The organism is Sphingomonas rosea (assembly GCF_039538065.1).
Lineage (GTDB): Bacteria > Pseudomonadota > Alphaproteobacteria > Sphingomonadales > Sphingomonadaceae > Sphingomicrobium > Sphingomicrobium rosea.
The window spans coordinates 2,380,934-2,396,687 of the sequence record NZ_BAABBR010000001.1 but is presented as its reverse complement, the minus strand read 5'-3'; the positions used below and the strand labels follow the sequence as shown (position 1 = coordinate 2,396,687).

17 protein-coding genes are annotated in these 15,754 nt (G+C 68.4%); 10 read left to right on the top strand and 7 right to left on the bottom strand.

Annotated elements, in window-relative coordinates; genetic code table 11:
• Positions 1–49 precede the first annotated feature (49 nt).
• Positions 50–1,141 carry a CaiB/BaiF CoA transferase family protein gene (locus ABD693_RS11825; protein ID WP_344697626.1) on the top strand — a complete coding sequence of 364 codons (1,092 nt, stop codon included), beginning with the start codon at positions 50–52 and terminating at the stop codon, positions 1,139–1,141.
• Entirely contained in the window at positions 1,138–2,283 is a 1,146-nt protein-coding gene (locus tag ABD693_RS11820) for an aminotransferase class I/II-fold pyridoxal phosphate-dependent enzyme (protein WP_344697272.1), read from the top strand. The genes ABD693_RS11825 and ABD693_RS11820 overlap by 4 nt, the downstream gene beginning before the upstream one ends.
• Before the next feature lie 8 nt (positions 2,284–2,291).
• Here ABD693_RS11820 and ABD693_RS11815 read toward each other — a convergent pair whose 3' ends face one another.
• Both ABD693_RS11815 and ABD693_RS11810 read right to left on the bottom strand, forming a co-directional pair.
• Positions 2,292–3,134 carry an EAL domain-containing protein gene (locus ABD693_RS11815; protein ID WP_344697271.1) on the bottom strand — a complete coding sequence of 281 codons (843 nt, stop codon included), beginning with the start codon at positions 3,132–3,134 and terminating at the stop codon, positions 2,292–2,294.
• Positions 3,131–3,523: a response regulator gene (locus tag ABD693_RS11810; RefSeq protein WP_344697270.1), complete on the bottom strand. Its 393-nt coding sequence runs from the start codon at positions 3,521–3,523 to the stop codon at positions 3,131–3,133. Before ABD693_RS11810 ends, ABD693_RS11815 begins: the two co-directional genes overlap by 4 nt.
• 133 nt (positions 3,524–3,656) lie before the next feature.
• Between ABD693_RS11810 and ABD693_RS11805 the strand changes: the two genes are divergently transcribed.
• Both ABD693_RS11805 and msrA read left to right on the top strand, forming a co-directional pair.
• A complete protein-coding gene (locus tag ABD693_RS11805) occupies positions 3,657–4,355 on the top strand; it encodes a PilZ domain-containing protein (protein ID WP_344697269.1) in 699 nt (232 codons plus the stop codon).
• Between the two features lie 80 nt (positions 4,356–4,435).
• On the top strand, positions 4,436–4,981 hold the full coding sequence (gene msrA, locus ABD693_RS11800; protein WP_344697268.1) for a peptide-methionine (S)-S-oxide reductase MsrA: 546 nt from the start codon (positions 4,436–4,438) through the stop codon (positions 4,979–4,981).
• Here msrA and ABD693_RS11795 read toward each other — a convergent pair.
• Positions 4,978–5,964 (bottom strand): NAD(P)/FAD-dependent oxidoreductase, encoded by a 987-nt coding sequence (locus ABD693_RS11795; protein ID WP_344697267.1) that lies wholly within the window; start codon positions 5,962–5,964, stop codon positions 4,978–4,980. The two genes, msrA and ABD693_RS11795, sit on opposite strands and share 4 nt — an antisense overlap.
• A gap of 58 nt (positions 5,965–6,022) precedes the next feature.
• On the opposite strand from ABD693_RS11795, the gene ABD693_RS11790 reads away from it, so the two are divergent.
• Genes ABD693_RS11790 through rplS form a run of 3 tightly spaced genes read left to right on the top strand, consistent with a single transcriptional unit; the run spans position 6,023 to position 7,490 of the window.
• Positions 6,023–6,343: a hypothetical protein gene (locus tag ABD693_RS11790; protein ID WP_344697266.1), complete on the top strand. Its 321-nt coding sequence runs from the start codon at positions 6,023–6,025 to the stop codon at positions 6,341–6,343.
• Positions 6,340–7,077 (top strand): tRNA (guanosine(37)-N1)-methyltransferase TrmD, encoded by a 738-nt coding sequence (gene trmD, locus ABD693_RS11785; RefSeq protein ID WP_344697265.1) that lies wholly within the window; start codon positions 6,340–6,342, stop codon positions 7,075–7,077. Before ABD693_RS11790 ends, trmD begins: the two co-directional genes overlap by 4 nt.
• Positions 7,074–7,490: a 50S ribosomal protein L19 gene (gene rplS, locus ABD693_RS11780; protein ID WP_344697264.1), complete on the top strand. Its 417-nt coding sequence runs from the start codon at positions 7,074–7,076 to the stop codon at positions 7,488–7,490. The genes trmD and rplS overlap by 4 nt, the downstream gene beginning before the upstream one ends.
• A gap of 61 nt (positions 7,491–7,551) precedes the next feature.
• On the opposite strand, the gene ABD693_RS11775 is transcribed toward rplS, so the two are convergent.
• A complete protein-coding gene (locus ABD693_RS11775) occupies positions 7,552–9,816 on the bottom strand; it encodes a M20/M25/M40 family metallo-hydrolase (RefSeq protein ID WP_344697263.1) in 2,265 nt (754 codons plus the stop codon).
• Between the two features lie 79 nt (positions 9,817–9,895).
• Between ABD693_RS11775 and ABD693_RS11770 the strand changes: the two genes are divergently transcribed.
• From ABD693_RS11770 to ABD693_RS11760, 3 genes are all read left to right on the top strand, one after another.
• On the top strand, positions 9,896–12,121 hold the full coding sequence (locus tag ABD693_RS11770; RefSeq protein ID WP_344697262.1) for a S9 family peptidase: 2,226 nt from the start codon (positions 9,896–9,898) through the stop codon (positions 12,119–12,121).
• 71 nt (positions 12,122–12,192) lie between these two features.
• Positions 12,193–13,218: an aspartate-semialdehyde dehydrogenase gene (locus tag ABD693_RS11765; RefSeq protein ID WP_344697261.1), complete on the top strand. Its 1,026-nt coding sequence runs from the start codon at positions 12,193–12,195 to the stop codon at positions 13,216–13,218.
• 107 nt (positions 13,219–13,325) lie between these two features.
• Complete coding sequence (locus ABD693_RS11760) at positions 13,326–13,766, top strand: GFA family protein (protein ID WP_344697260.1); 441 nt, start codon at positions 13,326–13,328, stop codon at positions 13,764–13,766.
• A 6-nt stretch (positions 13,767–13,772) separates the two neighbouring features.
• Here the strand turns inward: ABD693_RS11760 and ABD693_RS11755 are convergent, their stop codons facing one another.
• From ABD693_RS11755 to rplM, 3 genes are all read right to left on the bottom strand, one after another.
• Entirely contained in the window at positions 13,773–14,546 is a 774-nt protein-coding gene (locus ABD693_RS11755; RefSeq protein WP_344697259.1) for a dimethylarginine dimethylaminohydrolase family protein, read from the bottom strand.
• A 132-nt stretch (positions 14,547–14,678) separates the two neighbouring features.
• Positions 14,679–15,257, bottom strand: a complete 579-nt coding sequence (gene rpsI, locus ABD693_RS11750) for a 30S ribosomal protein S9 (protein ID WP_344697258.1) — start codon at positions 15,255–15,257, stop codon at positions 14,679–14,681.
• A gap of 1 nt (position 15,258) precedes the next feature.
• Positions 15,259–15,738 carry a 50S ribosomal protein L13 gene (rplM, locus tag ABD693_RS11745; RefSeq protein WP_344697257.1) on the bottom strand — a complete coding sequence of 160 codons (480 nt, stop codon included), beginning with the start codon at positions 15,736–15,738 and terminating at the stop codon, positions 15,259–15,261.
• Between the last annotated feature and the right edge of the window lie 16 nt (positions 15,739–15,754).

Below are 15,754 nucleotides of genomic sequence, written 5' to 3'. Positions count from 1 at the left end.
TGCCTTTGCGCCAGCCTAGGCGACAAGGCGGCAATTGGAAGGGGACTTGATGCCGGGTGCGCTCCACGGACTGACGATCGTCGAAATGGCGGGGCTGGGGCCGGGGCCCTTCGCCGGAATGATGCTGGCCGACCATGGCGCGCGGGTGATCCGGGTCGAGCGGGCGGGGATGATCGGCGTCCCGAACGATCCCTTGCTCCGCAATCGCGAAAGCATCGCGCTCGACCTCCGCCAGAACGAGGGGCGCGACATCGTCCGCAAGCTGGCGGCGACGGCCGACGGGCTGATCGAGGGCTACCGCCCGGGCGTGATGGAGCGGCTTCGGCTGGGACCCGACGTGCTGTGCGCGGCCAATCCGAAGCTGGTCTACGGACGGGTGACGGGCTGGGGGCAGGAGGGGCCGCTGGCCCAGGCCGCGGGGCACGACATCAACTATCTCGCGCTGACCGGCCTCCTGTCGGCGGTGGGAGAGAAGGACCGGCCGCCGGTGCCGCCCCTGAACCTCGTCGCCGATTACGGCGGCGGCGGCCTGATGCTGGCGTTCGGGATGGTGGCGGCGCTGCTGGCGTGCCAGCGGACGGGCGAGGGGCAGGTGATCGACGCCGCCATGACCGACGGCGCGGCGCTGACCGGAGCGCTGATCTACGGCTTGCGGGCGGCGGGGCTGTGGCGCGACGAGCGGGCGTCGAATCTCCTCGACGGGGGCGACCCCATCTACGGCTGCTACACCTGCGCCGACGGCAAGGCGCTGAGCGTCGGCGCGATCGAGCCGCAGTTTCGCGCCGCTTTCTACACCGAACTCGGGCTCGCGCCCGGCGCCGACCGGGATGCGATCGCGGCGGTGCTGGCAACCCGGACCCGCGACGAATGGGCGACACGCTTCTCCGACAAGGACGCTTGCGTCGCCCCGGTGCTCGGGCTCGGCGAGGCGCCCGACCACCCGCACAATGTGGCGCGCGAGACCTTCGTCGAGGTCGGCGGCGTCACCCAGCCCGCGCCCGCGCCGCGGCTTGGCCGCACGCCGGCTTCAATCGCGCACGGCCCCCGGCGCGAGGGCGAGGACGGGGCGGCGATCCTCGGCGCGCTCGGCTATGACGAAGCGGCGGTGGCCGCGCTCCGGACGAAAGGCGTGCTCCTGTGAACCCCACCTTCGAGCGCATGCCGGTCAGCATCTTCGAGCAGATGAGCCAGGCCGCGGTCCGGCACGGCGCGGTCAATCTCGGCCAAGGCTTCCCGGACTTCGGCTGGCCCGAGGAATTGCTCGCCGAAGCCGCGCGGCTGGTGACCAGCGGCAGCAATCAATATGCGCCCTCGCGCGGGGCACCGGCGCTGCGCGAGGCGATCTGCCACTTCTATGCCGAGCGGCAGGGATTGGACCTGACGCCCGACCAGCTGGTGGTGACGAGCGGCGCGATCGAGGCCATCGCCTCGCTGTTCTTCGCCACGCTCAATCCCGGCGACGAAGCGGTGATCGTCGCGCCCGCCTATGACGGCTATGCGCCGCTCCTGCGCCGGGCGGGCGCGGTAATCCGCGAGGTCGCGCTGCGGCCGCCGACCTGGGCGCTGACGGCCGAGGCGCTGGAAGCGGCGATCACGCCGAGGACGAAGCTCCTCGTCATCAACAACCCCCACAATCCCACCGGGCGGCTGTTCTCGAACGCCGAGCTGGAAGCGGTGGTGACGCTCGCCCGCGCCCACGACCTCCTGATCCTCAGCGACGAGGTGTGGGAAGAGGTCATTCCCCCGGGCGCGACGTTCCGCAGCCTGATGGCGATGGCGCCCGAGAGGACGATCAAGATTGGCTCGGCGGGCAAGATCTTCGCGCTGACCGGCTGGCGGGTGGGCTGGCTCGCCGCCCCGGTCGAGCTCGCCGCGCTGGCCGCCAAGGCGCACCAGTATCTGACCTTCGCCGCGCCGCCCAATCTCCAGGGCGCGGTGGCATTCGGGCTGTCGCGGCCCGAACTGATCGCACCGATGCGGGGTGCCTTCGAGCGGGCCAAGGCACGGCTCTCGGACGGGCTGGCCCGGGCAGGCTATGTCCTGCTGCCGAGCGAGGCGACCTATTTCCAGTGCGTCGACTTGCACGCCTCGGGCATCGCGCTCGACGACATGGCGTTTGCGCTGGCGGCAGTGGAGCAGGCGGGGGTGGCGACCATTCCCTTGTCACCCTTCTACGAAGGCGAGGCCGAGCGCGGGCTGGTGCGCCTGTGCTTCGCCAAGAAGGACGAGACGATCGACGCGGGGGTGGCCGCGATGGCGCGGGCGAAAGCGATGTTCGGCTAGCGCCTCGATCAGGCGTTGGCTTCGAGCCGGCGCCGGAGGTGCGGGTCTTCGGGCGGGCGCACCAGCAATTTCCAGCGGCGCTTGTGGCGGCTCGCCCAGCCGATCAGCTCGCCCGCCTCGAGCGGGTGGGCGAGGAGGTAGCCCTGGACGAGGTCGCAGCCGAGGCTGCGGAGGGCATGGAGCTGCTCGACCGTCTCGACCCCCTCGGCGGTGACCGCGAGGCCGAGGCCGTGGGCGAGGTCGATCACCGAGCGGACGATCACCTGGTCGTCGTGGCTGGTCGGAAGGCCGGTGACGAACTGGCGGTCGATCTTGATCTCGGTGAAGGGGAGTTTCCGGAGTTGGATCAGCCCCGAATAGCCCGTGCCGAAATCGTCGATCGCGAGGCCCACGCCCTTGATCCGGAAGCGGGTGAGCGTGTCCATCAGCTTGATCAGGGGCTGGGTCGCGCCTTCGGTCAGCTCGAGCACTAGCCGCTCGGTCGGCACGTTGAGCGCGCGGCACATCCGCTCGACGAGGTCGGGAAAGTCGAGCTGCTCGAGGCTGATCGCAGAGATGTTGACCGCAATGTCGGTGTCGAGTCCGGCGGCATGCCATTCGCGCCACTGGCGAAGCGCGGTGCGGAGCGCCCATTGGGTGAGATCGCCGATGAGGCCATGCTCTTCGGCCAGCGGCACGAAGCGCCCTGGCGGCACGTCGCCCAGCACCGGATGCGCCCAGCGGACCAAAGCCTCGACCCGGACGAGGCTGCCGTCGGCGACCGACACCTTGGGTTGGTAGGCGAGCCGGAGCGCGCCGGCGGCAAGCGCCTGCTCGAGCTCGTCGAGCAGCCGCCGCTCCTTGGCATTCACGGGAGCATGCCCGGCTTGACCGAGAGGAGCAGGCGCTCGAGATCCTCGAGGCGGACGGGCTTTTCGAGCGGACCGACCATTTCGAGCCCGAGCGCCCCGCCGAGGCGGAAGGCGCTTTCGAGGACCCGGCGGTCGAAGCCCGAGACGATCAGCACCGGACCGCGATACTCATGCTCGGCGAGGTAGCGGAGGAACTCGACCCCGTCGGTGTTGGGCATGCCGAGGTCGAGCGCGACGACGTCGGGGGTCGCCGCGGCGAAGGCCTCCTCGAATTGCGCGCGGTCGGCGGTGATCGTCGGCGCATAGCCGGTCAGAGTCGCGGCATTGGCCATGAAGTCGGCCAGCGCGGGTTCGTCGTCGATCAGAAGGAGGCGGGGAAGGTCGGCCATTCAGTTACGCCCCTTCAAGCCTTTGGCGCGCACTTGCAACCGCTTCTTAACCTTGCTGGCCTAGGTACAACCATAACTGCGCAGTTCCCCGACGCGCGCCAATCCAAGCGACCCCGCGAGGAGACCGTATAGCGTGTTCGATAGCCTGATCCGTCGCCGGGCCAAGCGCCCCGCCGAGGTGGATGCCGCGGCATTCGATTCGACCAACGTGTCGCTGAGCCTGGCCGTCCCGCGTCCGCCCGAGCGGCGGACCGAGGATCGTGTCCTTCCGACGCTTCGCGTGGCCAAGCTGACCGGACGGCTGGGCGAGCAGCTCATCCGCATCCGCAACATGTCGGCCGGGGGCGTGATGGCCGATTGCGCGCGCTGCCCGCCGGTCGGCGACGAGGTGAAGCTCGAGTTCAACGGGCAAAGCATTCCGGCGAGCGTGGTGTGGATCCGCGACGGGCTGATCGGCCTCAAGTTCGACCAGGGCGTCGACCTTGGCGAGCTCCTCGCCGGGCGCAAGCCGCGCCACGGCTTCCGCCCGCGCCCGCCACGGCTCGAGGTCGGCTGCGGGGCGACGGTCAAGCTCAAGAAGCTCTATTACAAGGTCGAGGTCCACGACATTTCGCTCGGGGGCATGAAGGTCGGCCCGATCGACGAATATTGCATCGGCGAGAAGGTCGTCGTGGTGGTCGAAAGTCTCCGTCCGATCCGCGGCGAGGTTCGCTGGTATTCGGAGCGCCGCGCGGGGATCGTGTTCGACAAGGAGCTGAGCTTCGACGAGCTGGCCGAATGGGTCGGGAAGCGGGTCGAGCTGGCCAGCCTCAAGGCCGCGTTCAAGCACTGACGCGTGGGTCGCGAACGCGCGGCGATGCTTGTCTCGCGCGGCCAAGCGACCATATTCGCTCCCGAAACAAGGAGCATTTGATGGCGCAAGAACAAGCGATCCTGGCTGGCGGCTGTTTCTGGTGCACGGAAGCCGTGTTCCTCGACCTCGTCGGCGTGAGCGGGGTCGAGAGCGGCTATATCGGTGGCCAGACGGTCAATCCGACCTACAAGCAGGTGTGCGGCGGCGATACCGGCCATGCCGAGGCGATCCGGGTCACCTACGATCCCGACCAGATCAGCTACGGCGACCTGCTCGACATCTTCTTCGCGACGCATGACCCGACGCAGCTCAACCGCCAGGGCAACGACATCGGGACCCAGTATCGCAGCGCGATCTTCCCGCTGAACGAGGGGCAGGAGCGCGAGGCCCGCGCCAAGATCGTGGCGCTCAACGCCGAGCAGGGCGGCAAGATCGTCACCACGATCGAACCCGCGACCGACTGGTATCCGGCCGAGGACTATCACCAGGATTATTGGGCCAACGAAGGCCAGAGCAATCCTTATTGCCTCGCGGTCATCCCCCCCAAGCTCCAGAAGCTCCGCAAGAGCTTCCAGAACCGGCTGAAGGCGACCGCGACCGCTTAATCGTCGCCGGCCTCGACCCGCTGCCGCTCGTTCTCGCTGTCCGCGGGGACGGGCGGCTGGCGGAAGAGCGGCGATTTCGCGGCAAGGTCGTTGCGGATGGTGGTTGCGGCCTGGCCGCCTTCACCCATCGCGTGGCTGATCTGGTCGAGGCCGTGGACCACGTCGCCAGCGGCATAGAGCCCTTCGATGCTGGTCCGCATCTTGTCGTCGCAGGTGATGCAGCAATCCTCGGCGTTGAGGCTCGCGCCGAGCATTTCGGCGAGCTGGGTGTGCGTGTCGCTCCCGAGCGCCGGATAGATGCTGTCGAAGGTGAGCAGGCCTTCGGCGGTGTCGACGGTGATGCATTGCTCGATGCAGCCGATCGCCTCGGCCGGCCCGTCGACGAGGGTCACGCCCGCCTCCTCGAGCTTCTTGCGATCCTGCTCGCTGACCTCGAGCTTCTTGTCGGGCGCGATCAGCGTCACGTCGGCGGTGTAGGAGCGAAGGAAGATCGCCTCGCCGACCCCGCCCTTGCCCGAGCCGATGATCCCGACGCGCTTGTCGGTGACCTCGAAGCCGTCGCAGATCGGGCAGTAGCGGATGAGGCCGCGGGCCATCGCCTCGTCGTGGAGCTCGGGGTCCATCGGCGGCTTGCGGTTGGTGAGGCCGGTGGCGAGGAGCACCGCGCGGGCGCGCTCCGGGCCGGTGCCCCAGTCGGCGGTGAAATAGCCGTCCTCGTCCTTGTCGAGGCGGTGGACGCGCCCGGTCTCGATCTTGGCGCCATATTTCTGCGCCTGCGTGCGCATCAGTTCGAGCAGCTCCTTGCCGTTGATCCCGTCGGGATAGCCGGCGTGGTTGTGGCTGCACGGGATCCACGAAGCGCGACTCTTGCCCTCGTCGACGACGTGGATGTCGAGGTGGAAGCGGGCGAGATAGATGGCGGCGGTGAGCCCGGCCGGGCCGCCGCCGATGATTAGGACGTCGTGTGGTGCTTGGGTAGCCATGGCGCCGCAATGAGCGGCGCGGCTTGGCGGTTCCTTGGCCGATGTCTAGGAGCATCGCGTGATGGAGCCCATCCGCCTTTTCCTGACGCATCCCTTCGGCCTCACCGTCGTCGCGCTTGCGGTCGTCCTCGCGGGTCTGCTCGCTGCCGTCCTGGAGCGCAGGCGAGCGGGCTGGTCGGGCAAGCACTTGGTTCTTGCCGCCGCCCTGCCGCTCCCGCTCCTCTGCGTGATCGCGACGGCGGCGCTGTTTCTGGTCTCGCCCTGGGAGGATCCGCTGATCGAGGCCGTTCTACTGACGGTGGGCCTGCTCGGTACTGCCTTCACGCTTATCGCGGGAGCGTTAGCGGCGTCGCTGGTCGTCGCAGGGATACGCCGATGACCTTCCGCGCCTCCGTCCTGACCCTCTATCCCGGCATGTTCCCCGGCCCGCTCGGGACCAGCCTGGCGGGCCGCGCGCTCGAGGCGGGGAAGTGGAGCCTCGACACGACCAACATCCGCGACTTCGCGATCGACAAGCACCGGACGGTCGACGACACGCCGGCGGGCGGGGGCGCGGGGATGGTGCTGCGTTGCGACGTGCTCGCCGCGGCGATCGACAGCGTCGCCGACGGCCGCCCGGTGCTCGCCATGAGCCCGCGGGGATGCCCGCTCACGCAGGCCAGGGTCCGCGCGCTGGTGGCGGGCGAGGGGGCGATCGTCCTGTGCGGCCGGTTCGAGGGCTTCGACGAGCGGATCTTCGAGGCGCGCGACGTCGAGCCGGTCAGCATCGGCGACTATATCCTCTCGGGCGGCGAGCTCGGGGCGATGGTGCTGCTCGATGCTTGCGTTCGGCTGCTTCCCGGCGTAATGGGCGCCCCCGATAGCGGTGTGGACGAGAGCTTCGAAACGGGGCTGCTCGAACATCCGCATTATACCCGACCTCAAGAGTGGGAAGGGCGCACGATCCCCGAAGTGCTGCGATCGGGGGATCATGCGAAGATTGCCGCTTGGCGAAAGTCACAGGCGATCGAGGATACACGGCTACGGCGGCCGGACCTGTACGAGCGCCATGGGGGCGTCTCGCAGGCGTCGCCCTCTGGTGCGCGGCAACGAGACGAAGGCAAGAACAAGTGAACCTGATTCAGACCCTCGAGCGCGAGCAGATCGACGAACTGACCGCCAAGCGCGCCATCCCCGAATTCCGTCCGGGCGATACGCTCCGCGTCGGCGTCCGCGTCGTCGAAGGCGAGCGCACCCGCGTCCAGAACTACGAGGGCGTCTGCATCGCGCGCTCGAACAAGGGCATCGGCTCGAACTTCACCGTTCGCAAGATCAGCTTCGGCGAGGGCGTGGAGCGCGTCTTCCCGCTTTATTCGCCGTCGATCGAAGAGATCCACGTCGTCCGCCGCGGTGTCGTGCGTCGCGCCAAGCTCTATTACCTGCGTGGCCGCACCGGTAAGTCGGCGCGTATCGCCGAACGCCGCGACCCGCGTCCGGCCAAGGGCACGGCCCCGGCCGCTCCGGCGCAGGACAGCGCCGAGGGCTAAGCCGTTCGGCACTGCCGACAGGAAACAGGGGCTCGACCGCAAGGTCGGGCCCTTTTTCGTGTCAGAGCTTCAGGCGGCTGACGAGGATCGTCGCGTCCGGCAGATATTGCGGGCGGGCGAACCGGGGCCGCGCGGCCTGCAGGGGCGCGGCGGCCGGGGGCAGGCGCCAATGGGTGGCGGTCAGCTGGACGGTGACCGGCGCGGTTCCAAGGTCGAGCTGGACGACCGCGCCGTCGCAGCTCCGGCCAGTGCAGGTCAGGCTGTAGGGCGCCTTGGTCCCGGGCCTGAGGATCACCGCGCGGCCATTGAAGCCGCCCCCGATCAGCGCGTCCTGCTTGTCGATCCCGAGGCTGACGCTGTCGGCACCGTTGGTCCGCAGGCGGAAGAGCTGGGCGCGGCCGATCGGCGTGCCGGGGCCACCAGTGACGGGCGCGCTGAGGATCGGGATGTCGCCCGCGGGCTCGAGCGTCGGGGCAGCGAAGCCCGGCTGCACGGGCGCGGCGGCGAGCCAGCGCTGCCGCTTGCCGAGCGGCAAGGTGCCCTGGCGCCATTCACCGAGCTTCTGAAGATCGGCGGGCAAGGGCTTGCGATCGTTGACGATCGACCAGACCGGTGGCTTGCCGGCCTCGAGCACATATTGGAGCGTCCACTGCTGCTGGCGGTCGGCGCTGTAGGCGGGGGCGAGCGCGGCGGGGACCCAGGCCAGCGCGGCGAAGGCGATGGCGATCGGCGCCGCGCGGCGCCAGCTTGCGCCCGCGAGGAGCGGCCGCGCCTCGATCAGCCACGGCATCAGGACGAGCGCGCCGAACAGGGCGAAGATCCACAGGGGGCCGCTGTTGGCGAGGTCCTGCAGGAGGCCGAGCATCGCGCCCAGCGTCATGAAGGTCAACAGGGCGGCGAGGAGGGAGCCGGCAAGCTCGGCATGGCGCCAGCGATGCTGGTTCTCGGCGCCGATCAGAAACAGGAGCGGGGGCACGAAGAAATAGACCAGGGCACCGGGCGCGAAGAAGGTGAGCGCGAGGCCGAGCAGGAGGTAGAGCGTCCACCAGCCGCGGCGCAGCGCGGACTGGCTCGCGCGGCTCCACGAGAGGACGAGAAGGCCGCTGGCGATGACGCCGGCATAAACCGCCAGCTCGCTCACCTGCGGGACCGCGCGCCAGAATTGGCCTTCGCGCAGCGCGCCGACGCCCGAGAGCCCGAGCCACGCAATGGCGGTGGCGAGCAGGGGAGCGCAAAGCAGCAGCGGAACGGTGGCGAGCCAGCGCCGGTGGGTCCCGCCGTTGCGCACGGCGCGGAAGCCGAGGCCGAGCAGATATCCGGCGACGACGCCGAGCGCGATGAAGGAGGGGAGGGTGAAGAGCGACCGTGTCCCGATGTTCATGAAAAGAAGGTTCTTGCCGGTTTGCCACGCCGGGGCCGGGCCGGCGCCAAGCGCGGTCGTGGTCGCCTGGACCTGGTCGCCCATGTGCTGGAGCGTCGCAAGGTCGATCGCCGCCACGTCGTCGCCCGGCGAATGATAGCGGGTCTCGTTGCCGATCGGCGCGAAGTTCAGCGTCAGCCACTTCCGGCTCTCGGCGAACGAATTGACGTCGGTGTAGTTGGGGATGAGCCGGTAGGCGCTGACGGCGAGGCTGTTGGCGACGGGATGCGCCACGCTGCTCCCGAACAGGCGGACCGCGGCGCCATTGGGGACCGAGGTCTCGAACATGTTGACGGGGCCGGTGGTGCCCCGTGCCTCGAGGTTGATCAGCGCGTCGACCCGGTCGCGCAGCGGATCGCCGTCGAGAAAGGCGCGGGCGCCGACCAGACCCAGTTCCTCGCCCTCGTTGAAGAGGAAGGTGACGGGGCGCGGCGGCGTGTCCTTCATCAACGAGGCCACCTCGAGCATGGTGGCGACGCCGAGCCCCGCGTCGCTCGCGCCCGGACCGACGGGGACGCTGTCATAGTGCGAGTTGACGAGGAGGTGCTTCGCCCCCGGCCGCTCGCCGAGCGTCACCACGATGTTGCGGACTCGCGCGCAGCTGACGCCCGACTGCTTGTGGAGGTTGTTGCAGGCGAAGCGGTCGTCGATGCGGGGGCGCAAGCCCATGGCGCGAAGCTCGGCGACGAGGCGGTCGCGGACCCCGTCGCTCGCCGCGCTGTCGGCGGGGTGGGGGGCCTGGTCCCCGAGGATGCGGGCGAGCCTCGCCTTCGCGCGGGCCGCGTCGAACTGCTCGGGGGCGTTGGCGGTGCGGACCGGGGGCGGGAGGGTCAGCCAGCGTGTCGCGGCCATGGCGGCGAGCAGCCCGACCAAGATCGCCACCAGTGCCACGGCCTTGCGCATCATTTCATCCCCCCGTCGAAGAGTGGAGCTTAACGGCCTGTCGCTGCTTGCCAATCGGTCGCGTGGCTCCCATCACGGCGCCATGGTTCGATCCCTGTTGCTCGCCGCCGCCGCGGCCGCCGCCCTCGTCTCCACCCCCGCTTCGGCCCAGACCCCGCGACAGCCGCTGACGCTAGAGCGGATCTTCGCCGCGCCCGCGCTGACCGGCAATTCGCCGCGCGCGGTCAAGCTGTCGCCCGACGGCCGCCTCGCGACGTTGCTGCGCAACCGTCCCGACGACACCGAGCGCTACGACCTGTGGGCGATCGACCCGGCGACGGGCCAGGCGCGAATGCTGGTCGACAGCAAGAAGCTCTCCTCGGGCGCCGAGCTTTCCGAAGCCGAGAAGATGCAGCGCGAGCGTGCGCGCGTCGGCAATCTGAAGGGCATCATCAACTACGACTGGGCGGCCGACGGGAAGAGCATCCTCGTGCCGCTGGACGGCGACGTTTATCTCGCCAGCCTCGACGGGCAGGTCCGCCGCCTGACCAACACCAAGGACACCGAGCTCGACGCGACCGTCAGCAAGGGCGGGCATTACGTCAGCTTCGTGCGCGGCAACGAATTGTACGTCGTCGACCTCGCCACCGGTACCGAGAAGAAGGTGACCAGCGGGGCGGGCGACACCGTCAGCTGGGGCCTGGCGGAATTCATCGCGCAGGAAGAACTCGGCCGCTTCAAGGGCCATTGGTGGGCGCCCAATGACCAGCGCATCGCCGTGACACGCGTCGACGAGAGCGGCGTCGAGGTCGCGACCCGCTCGTCGATCGGCGCCGACAAGACCACGGTCTTTCAGCAGCGCTATCCGCGCGCCGGGACCGCCAATGCGGTGGTCGACCTCTATCTCATGAACCCGGACGGGTCGGGGATGGTCAAGGCCGACCTCGGCTCCAACCCCGACGTCTATCTCGCGCGGGTCAACTGGCTGCCCGATTCGAGCGCCGTCATCGTCCAGCGCGAGAGCCGTGACCAAAAGCGCCTCGACTATCTCCGTGTCGATGCGCGGACCGGGGCCTCGACCCTGCTCTTCTCCGACACGTCGGACATGTGGATCAACCTGTCGGACGACTTGAAGCCACTCAAGGACGGGAGCCTGATCTTCTCGTCCGAGCGGAGCGGCTATCGCCAGCTCTACCGCTGGAACAAGGGGCGGATCACGCCGCTGACGCAAGGGCAGTGGGTCGTCAGCGGGGTCGAGGGCGTCGACGAGGCCGCGGGCCGGCTCTACTTCACCGCCAACCGAGAGACGAGCATCGAGCGCCAGCTCTATGCGCTCGATTACAAGAAGGCGGGCGCCAAGCCGCAGCAGCTCACCCCCAATGGTACCCAGAATGGCGTGACGATGGACGAGAGCGGCAAGCTCGCGCTCGTCACCACCTCCTATCCGGGGCAGCCGGCGCAGGTCTGGCTGGCGAACGGGCAGGGCAAGCGCCTTGCCTGGATCGAGGAGAACAAGATCGCGGGGAACCACCCCTACGCGCCGTACTTCGATCCCTCGATCAAGCCGGTCTACGGCCGCCTGCCCGCCGCCGACGGCAAGACCATGCTCGACTATCGGCTGGTGATGCCGGCGAATGCGAGCGCCAAGCCGGCGCCGGTGATCGTCACCGTCTACGGCGGGCCGCAGGCGCAGGACGTGACCAACGGCTTCATGGGGCCGATGGACCAGTATCTGGTGCAGCACGGCTACGCCCTGTTCCAGGTCGGCAACCGCGGGCAGGAGGGGCGTGGTACGGCCTTCCAGAAGCCCGCCTATCGCGCACTCGGCGGGGTCGAGGTGGCGGACCAGCTCGCCGGCCTGAACTGGCTCAAGAAGCAGCCGGGCGTCGATCCGACCAAGGTCGCAGTGAGCGGCTGGTCCTATGGCGGCTACATGGTGCTGAAGCTCCTGGAAGCGGCGCCGGGCGCCTATGCCGCGGGCCTGTCGGGCGCGCCGGTCACCCGCTGGGACCTCTACGACACCCATTACACCGAGCATTACATGGGCGATCCGCGCGAATTGAAGGCCGCCTACGACAAGGCGAGCGCGATCCCCGACAGCAGCAAGATCAAGGATCCGCTGTTCCTGATGCACGGGCTGGCCGACGACAACGTCCTGTTCCAGAACTCGACCGAGCTCATGGCCAAGATGCAGGAAGAGAAGACGCCGTTCGAGGTGATGGTCTTCCCGGGCAAGACGCACTCGGTCTCGGGACCGAACATCTCGGTGTTCCGCTGGAACGCGATGCTTAAGTTCCTCGAGCGCAACGGGGTCGCGCCGGCGAAGTGACCGGTGACGCGCGCGCTTTCGTTTAAGCGCGTGCCTCCCTATATCGCCGGCGAAGCTTTCCGGAGAACATCATGGGTTATCGGGTCGTCGTCGTCGGCGCGACGGGCAATGTCGGGCGCGAAATGCTGCAGATCCTGTCCGAGCGGCAGTTCCCGCTGGACGCGGTGGCGGCGGTGGCATCGGCGCGCAGCCAAGGCGACATCATCGATTTCGGCGATAATGGCGAGGAGCTCAAGGTCACCAACCTCGAGCATTTCGACTTTGCCGGCTGGGACATCGCGCTGTTCGCCGCGGGCTCGGCGGTGAGCAAGGTCCACGCCCCGCGCGCGGCGGCGGCGGGCTGCGTGGTGATCGACAACAGCTCGCTCTACCGGATGGACCCGGACGTGCCGCTGATCGTGCCCGAGGTGAATGCCGAGGCGCTGGCGGGCTACAAGGCCCGCAACATCATCGCCAATCCCAATTGCTCGACCGCGCAGATGGTCGTCGCCTTGAAGCCGCTCCACGATGCGGCGGGGATCAAGCGGGTGGTGGTCTCGACCTACCAGTCGGTTTCGGGCTCGGGCAAGCAGGGCATGGACGAGCTGTTCAACCAGTCGCGCAACATCTTCGTCGGCGATTCGGTCGAGCCGGCGTTCTATCCCAAGCAGATCGCCTTCAACGTCATTCCGCACATAGACGACTTCCTCGACGACGGCTCGACCAAGGAAGAGTGGAAGATGGTGGTCGAGACCAAGAAGATCCTCGATCCCAAGATCAAGGTGACCTCGACCTGCGTCCGCGTCCCGGTGTTCGTCGGCCACTCGGAATCGATCAACATCGAGTTCGAGCGCGAGATTTCGGCCAAGGAAGCGCAGGACATCCTGCGCGAGGCGCCGGGCGTCATGCTGGTCGATAAGCGCGAGCCTGGCGGCTACGTCACCCCGGTCGAATGCGTCGGCGACTATGCGACCTTCATCAGCCGCGTCCGCGAGGATCCGACGGTCGAGAACGGCCTCAACCTGTGGTGCGTTTCCGACAACCTCCGCAAGGGCGCGGCCCTCAACGCGGTGCAGATCGCGGAACTGCTCGGGCGTAAGCACTTGCAGAAGGCGTGATCGTCATCCCGGGCTTGACCCGGGATCCGCCTTTCTTCGTTCTGGTGCGGCAAGGCAGGCAGACCCCGGATCCAAGTCCGGGGTGACGAAGAAAGGGAAGGTCCACGATGACCCAGATGACCGGCGGCTGCGCGTGCGGGGCGAAGCGGTTCACCGCCGAGGTGGGGGACGAGCAGGCCTATCTCTGCCATTGCCGGATGTGCCAGCGGGCGAGCGGCAACGTCAGCCTTGCCATGGTCGTGCTTCCCACCAAGACCATCCGCTGGGACGGTGAGCCCGACTGGTACCGGAGTAGCGCGATCGCCGAGCGGCCGTTCTGCGCCCGGTGCGGGACGAGCCTCGGCTTCCGCTATCTCGACACGCCCGAGAAGATGGACCTGACCGTCGCGAGCTTCGACGATCCCTCGCGCTTCACGCCGCATACGCATTTCGGCGCCGAGAGCATGTGGCGCGCGTGGATCAACACCGAAGGGCTGCCCGAAATCCGCAGTGAGGAGCACGCCGCGCTGCAGGCGCGGTGGGAGAAGGCCGGCACGACCGCCGACTAGGCCGCGTCAGTCGGCGATGAGGCTCATGCAGGTCAGGCCCGCCTCGGCCTTCTCGAGTTCGCCGATATCGACCTCGTCGACCTGGAAGCCGAGCATCCGCAGCCGCTCGGCGGTGCGCGGATAGGCGCTCGGGTAGATCAGGCGGTCGCCGGCCTTGAGCGCGTTGGCGCCGAAGTCCTCGCCGGGGGCGCTGGGCACGAGGAAGACGTCCTCGAACACATTGGGGTCGATCCAGTCGGGATTGACCAGCACCACGTCGCGGCCCTGGTCGTCGACACCGGCATAGGTGGCGCCGGTCTTGAGGTGGAGGCAATGCTCGTGCGGAACCTCGATCACCTCGTAGCCGAGGCGCCCGGCCAGCCCCGCGAGATTGACGATGCCCGCGCAGTCGGTGCGGCGCGACTGGCCGACGTAGATCTTGTCGCCGATGCGCAGCACGTCGCCGCCGTCGAGCCGGCCTCGGGTCAGGCGGTGGACGGTAAAGCGTGTCGCAAGGCTCTGCGCCGTGCTGTCGGCCTCGGGCCGGCGCGAGGGGGCGCCGGGGCGGGTGATGATGGCATGCTCGCCAAGGATGATGGCGGTGTCCTCGACGAACACGGCATCGGCATGGGTCGGAAGGTCGGGCAGGCGCACGACGTCGAAGCCCGCGCGTGACAGCGCAGCCTCATAGGCCGCATGCTGCGCGGCAGCGCGGTCGAGGTCGATCGGCTTGCGATCGAGGTGGGTGAGTTCGCAGGCGGCAAAGGTCGGGCTCAGGCCCCGAGTGAAGGCGATCGGCATGGTCGCTCCCGATGAGTTTCAATCCAAGACGCAGCGGAGGGCGGCTGGTTCCTGAACAGATTGTCAGGAACCAAAAGAAAAGGGCGCCCCGCGATGAACGGGACGCCCTTGTCGGCTGGATGGTGAAAAAGCTTAGCGCTTCGAGAACTGGAAGCTGCGGCGGGCCTTCGCCTTGCCGTACTTCTTACGTTCGACGACGCGCGGATCGCGGGTCAGGAAGCCGGCGCGCTTGACGGTGGTGCGGAGCACCGGCTCGTAGCGCGAGAGCGCCTGGGCGATGCCGTGAAGCACGGCGCCCGCCTGGCCCGACAGACCGCCGCCCTTGACGGTGGCGATGATGTCATACTGGCCGGCGCGGTCGGTGATTCCGAACGGCTGGTTGATGACGAGGCGCAGCGTCGGACGCGCGAAATAGACTTCCTGGTCGCGGCCGTTGACCACGATCTTGCCCGAGCCCGGCTTCAGCCAGACGCGCGCAACGGCGTCCTTGCGGCGGCCGGTCGCATAAGCGCGGCCGAACTTGTCGAGCTGCTGCTCGCGCAGCGGGGCGTCCGAGACGGCCGGAACGAACGGGGCGTTCTCTTCCTGTGCGGCTTCCGGAGCGCCGGCGTCGGCAGCGGCGGTCTCGGCCGGAGCGGCGGCAGCCTCGGGGGCCGGCGCCGGCTGGCTGGTCAGCGCGCCGAGATCGGAGAGGGACTTCTTGTCGGCCATCTTATGCGCCCACCTTGTTCTTGCGGTTCATCGACGCGACGTCGAGCGTCTGCGGATCCTGGCCGGCATGGGGATGCTCGGTCCCGTTGTAGAGGTGCAGGGCACGCATCTGGTCGCGGCCGAGCGGCCCGCGCGGGATCATGCGCTCGACAGCCTTCTCGAGCACGCGCTCGGGGAAGCGGCCGTCGAGGACCTTGGCAGCGGTGGTCTCCTTCAGGCCACCGGCGTAACCGGTGTGCTTGTAGTAGATCTTCTGCTGCAGCTTGCGGCCGGTGAAGCGGACCTTGTCGGCGTTGATGACGACGACGTGATCGCCGCAATCGACGTGCGGGGTGAAGCTCGGCTTATGCTTGCCGCGCAGGATGTTGGCGATGATCGTGGCGACACGGCCGACGACCAGACCCTCGGCATCAATCAGATGCCACTTCTTCTCGACCTCCGCCGGCTTGGCCGACTTGGTGGTCTTCAACAGCGCCTTCATGGGCTGAAAACCTCAC

Bases quoted from the DNA above. Each gene is read 5' to 3' on its own strand.
- ABD693_RS11825 (WP_344697626.1), top strand. From the start codon at position 50: ATGCCGGGTGCGCTCCACGGACTGACGATCGTCGAAATGGCGGGGCTG.
- ABD693_RS11810 (WP_344697270.1), bottom strand. From the start codon at position 3,523: ATGGCCGACCTTCCCCGCCTCCTTCTGATCGACGACGAACCCGCGCTG.
- msrA (WP_344697268.1), top strand. From the start codon at position 4,436: ATGGCGCAAGAACAAGCGATCCTGGCTGGCGGCTGTTTCTGGTGCACG.
- ABD693_RS11795 (WP_344697267.1), bottom strand. From the start codon at position 5,964: ATGGCTACCCAAGCACCACACGACGTCCTAATCATCGGCGGCGGCCCG.
- trmD (WP_344697265.1), top strand. From the start codon at position 6,340: ATGACCTTCCGCGCCTCCGTCCTGACCCTCTATCCCGGCATGTTCCCC.
- ABD693_RS11775 (WP_344697263.1), bottom strand. From the start codon at position 9,816: ATGATGCGCAAGGCCGTGGCACTGGTGGCGATCTTGGTCGGGCTGCTC.
- ABD693_RS11770 (WP_344697262.1), top strand. From the start codon at position 9,896: ATGGTTCGATCCCTGTTGCTCGCCGCCGCCGCGGCCGCCGCCCTCGTC.
- ABD693_RS11765 (WP_344697261.1), top strand. From the start codon at position 12,193: ATGGGTTATCGGGTCGTCGTCGTCGGCGCGACGGGCAATGTCGGGCGC.
- ABD693_RS11760 (WP_344697260.1), top strand. From the start codon at position 13,326: ATGACCCAGATGACCGGCGGCTGCGCGTGCGGGGCGAAGCGGTTCACC.
- ABD693_RS11755 (WP_344697259.1), bottom strand. From the start codon at position 14,546: ATGCCGATCGCCTTCACTCGGGGCCTGAGCCCGACCTTTGCCGCCTGC.
- rpsI (WP_344697258.1), bottom strand. From the start codon at position 15,257: ATGGCCGACAAGAAGTCCCTCTCCGATCTCGGCGCGCTGACCAGCCAG.
- rplM (WP_344697257.1), bottom strand. From the start codon at position 15,738: ATGAAGGCGCTGTTGAAGACCACCAAGTCGGCCAAGCCGGCGGAGGTC.